The following is a 3,213-nucleotide window of genomic DNA, read 5'->3' as shown; positions in this document are numbered from 1 at the left end:
GACACCACCCCCACCCCTGACTCCGCCACCTGCCGGGCGAAGCGCCGCGCGAACGGGAGGAAGCCCTGGTCCGGGTGACGGCTGCCTACCATGGCCAGCCGGCGCCGCGGCAGCCCCGGCACGCCCCGGTAGAAGAGCACCGGCGGCGCATCCTCCACCTCGGCCAGCCGCGCGGGATAGGCCGCCTGCCCCTGGAACGCCACCTTCATGCCCGACGTCCGGCAGGCGTCCCACACCCGCCCCGCCACCGGGGCCAGGCGCTCCACGGAGGCGAGCCTGCGACGAACCTGTGAGGAAACCGGCGCCTGGGACACCCAGTCTCGCACCGGAGTCGCGGCGAGCGGCGCCAGGCCTCCGTCCGCGAACGCGCGCAGGGCGGCCAGCGTCCTCGGCCCCAGGCCGGGAACGGCCCAGAGCGCGAGGCATGCTTGCTGCTCCGCCGTGAGGCTGTCCGTCTCAGCGTCCGCCATACCCGTCCCCCGCTCGATACCCACCTATATAGAAGGTGGGGCCGCTGGGAGGGGCGCGACACATAAACACCGGACCGCCACCGGTCAAGCACTCAGCCCCTCCATCCGAGGGGCGCATTGCACTTTTCCTGCCGCTGCTCAGCGGCTGGCCGAGGGCGACGAGCCCGGGGCCATGTAGGCGCGGTCGCCGGGGACCATTTCCTCCAGGGAGCGCGTCATGAGGCAGTTGGAGGTGCGCTCCTTGACCTCGGTCACCATGCACGCGCCGATGTTCCGCCAGGGGTAGGCCTGCTCCTCCTTGGACGGCTTGCGCACGTCGTGGCCCAGCACGTGGCGGGACGGGTCGCCCTTGCGGAGGATGGTGAAGGTGTTGCCCAGCTCCACGCCGTCCGCGCTGCCCTTGTCCACGACGATGCTGTGGTTCTCACCCAGCACGGTGAGGTACGGCACCAGCGCGGTGATGACGGTGCCGTCCACCTGCTTCGTGTTCGGCTTCGGCGCCACGCGCTCGGTGAGGCGCTCACCCACGGGGCCCACCAGGTCGCCACGCTCGATGCCGTCCCAGGTGTCCATGATCTGCGCGGTGACGATGCCGTCGCCCACGCGCTGCACGCGCAGGGTGCCCACGAAGTCGGTGAGGTAGCCCAGCGGGCGCCCGGTCGCCGGGTGCTTCACGGCCTGGGTGGTGTGGTAGACGACGTAGCGGTCCCCCACCTTCACGTCCCCCTTCCGCTTGAAGCGCACGTAGACGCTGTCCGGGAAGGAGAGCATCACCGCGTTGGAGGGCGAGCCTTCGATGCGGCCGGCCTCGTCCAGCTCGCGCTGGGTGACGAAGCCCTGCGTCGTCACGGGGACGGAGCCGGCCACGTCGTAGCCAATCTTGCCCGTCACGGTGACCTGGTCGTTGGAGGCGAACTCCGTCGGAGCCGTGATGTCGCCCTCGTCGACCACCATCTCCGTCACCTGGGTGGGGACCTCCTCGCCCGCGGCGAAGAAGCGCACCTGGTTGCCGGGGTAGATCCAGTGCGGGTTGGCGATCTCCGGGTTGTAGGACCAGACCTTGGGCCAGTACCAGGGGCTGCCCAGGTAACGCTGGGACAAGTCCCACAGCGTGTCACCCGACTCCACGGAGTGGACCTCACCGGGCGCGCTCTCACGGCCCCGGGGCGCGCCGGGCGGAATGGCGACGGAGGTCGGCGGCGCGGAGTCGGGCGCCTCGTCCATCACCTCGGCGCCGTCCATCTCACCGCCCGTGTCCTGCTCTTCCTCGTTCTCCTGCTGGGCGTACGCGGTGGGCGCGACGGCGAGGCTCAACAGCAGCGAGGTGAGAATCCGGGAGCGCATCGCGGGACGTCCTTTCGAAAGAAGCATCACTGGGGGATCGCGGCGAGCCGCTGTTCCGCCTGGGTAGCAGCCGCCGTCCCCGGGAACTGGGTGACGACGCGGGTGTAGAGCACCTTGGCATCCGCGGCCTGGTTGAGCCGCATCCGGCACTCGGCGAGCCGGAGCATGCCGTCCAGCATGGCGTCCCCGGCGGGATACGTGTTGATGAGCCGCTCGAACGTCTGCGCGGCCCCGTTGAACTCGTTGAGGCCAATCTGCCCCAGCCCGCTGAAGTAGAGCGCGTTGTCGGCGCGCGGGTGACGCGGGTTGTCGTCGGCGAAGCGACGCAGCTTCTCCACCCCGCCCTCCACGTTGCCGGTGCGGAGCATGTTGACGGCCTTGTCGAACTCCGCGTCGAGCACGTCGGGGTCCTGCTGCGCCCCCGCGTCCTCGTTCGACGCCACCAGGGTCGCGGCGGGCCCTTCCTCCGGCGCGGGGCTGATGAACATCTCCATCTGCTCGTCGTCCGGCTCCAGCACCGCCACGGCGGTGGGCAGCTTCGGCGCGGGCTCATGGCGCGGCTTGAGCTTCACCACCGCCAGCTCCGGCGTGGCGACCAGCGACGCCTCGGCGGACGCCTCCACCTTCACCGGGATGGGGCGCGCTGGCGGGCGCTCACCGGAAGCCCCCGCGCGCGACACGGCGTCATGCGCCTCCAGCCGGGCCACCCGCTCCACCAGGCGCTCCTGGGACGCGCGCAGCGTGCGCAGCTCGGAGCGCAGCGCGCTCACCTCCGCCTCCGAGGAAGCGGTGGTGGCGCAAGCACCCAGCGCACACAGGGGCGCGGCGGCGAGCAGACGGAAGATGACGGAGCGCGCGGGCACGGGCCTTCTTCAGCAGAGGGGTCCCCCCGAGGATAGGAAGGCCCGTCGGAGAGCGTCAAGAAATCGGCCCCCCACACCGGGTGGCTAGAAGCGGTGTACCACGTAATTGAGGTGCCGCCCCGTCCGCCCCGCGTCCCGCCGGTGGGAGAAGAAGCGCGTGGGTTCACACGCGGTACAGGCCTGTAGCACGTCGACATGGGCCGGCTTGAGCCCCGCCCCCACCAACGTCCGGCGCACTGCGCGGGTCAGGTCCAGCCGCGGCCTTCCTTCCACCCACCGCACCACGTCCTCCCCGAAGCGCGCGCTGAAGCGCCGCGCCAGCTCCTCCGACACCTCGTAGCAACAGACCTGAATCGCCGGGCCCACCGCCGCCAGCAGCCGCTCCGGCCTCGCACCGCGGGCCACCAGCACCTCCACGGCGCGCGCGCTGATGTCCGCGTCCGTGCCGCGCCAGCCGGAGTGCACCGCCGCCACGCCGCGCCCGTCCGGGTCCACCAGCAGCACCGGCACGCAGTCCGCCGTGCCCACCGCCACCC

Annotated in this window: 4 protein-coding genes; all 4 read right to left on the bottom strand. The window is 71.6% G+C overall.

Annotated elements, in window-relative coordinates; genetic code table 11:
• Positions 1-470, bottom strand: a 470-nt coding sequence (locus G4D87_RS35875) for a DNA-processing protein DprA (RefSeq protein WP_205507860.1), incomplete at its 3' end; no start/stop codon positions are given.
• A gap of 138 nt (positions 471-608) precedes the next feature.
• Positions 609-1,814, bottom strand: a complete 1,206-nt coding sequence (locus G4D87_RS35870; RefSeq protein ID WP_176413375.1) for a LysM peptidoglycan-binding domain-containing protein — start codon at positions 1,812-1,814, stop codon at positions 609-611.
• 26 nt (positions 1,815-1,840) lie between these two features.
• Positions 1,841-2,677: a tetratricopeptide repeat protein gene (locus tag G4D87_RS35865; RefSeq protein WP_163787277.1), complete on the bottom strand. Its 837-nt coding sequence runs from the start codon at positions 2,675-2,677 to the stop codon at positions 1,841-1,843.
• An 84-nt stretch (positions 2,678-2,761) separates the two neighbouring features.
• Positions 2,762-3,213 (bottom strand): purine nucleoside phosphorylase YfiH/LACC1 family protein (locus G4D87_RS35860; RefSeq protein ID WP_163787275.1); only part of this gene is annotated, 452 nt, incomplete at its 5' end.

The sequence above is a fragment of the Myxococcus vastator genome, from assembly GCF_010894475.1.
In the GTDB taxonomy this organism is placed as follows: domain Bacteria; phylum Myxococcota; class Myxococcia; order Myxococcales; family Myxococcaceae; genus Myxococcus; species Myxococcus vastator.
Note: the sequence above shows the minus strand (reverse complement) of the source record. Positions and strands in the feature narration are given on the sequence as shown.

What these genes read in the sequence shown, in the direction of transcription:
- G4D87_RS35870 (WP_176413375.1), bottom strand. Translation starts at nt 1,814, where the DNA reads ATGCGCTCCCGGATTCTCACCTCGCTGCTGTTGAGCCTCGCCGTCGCG.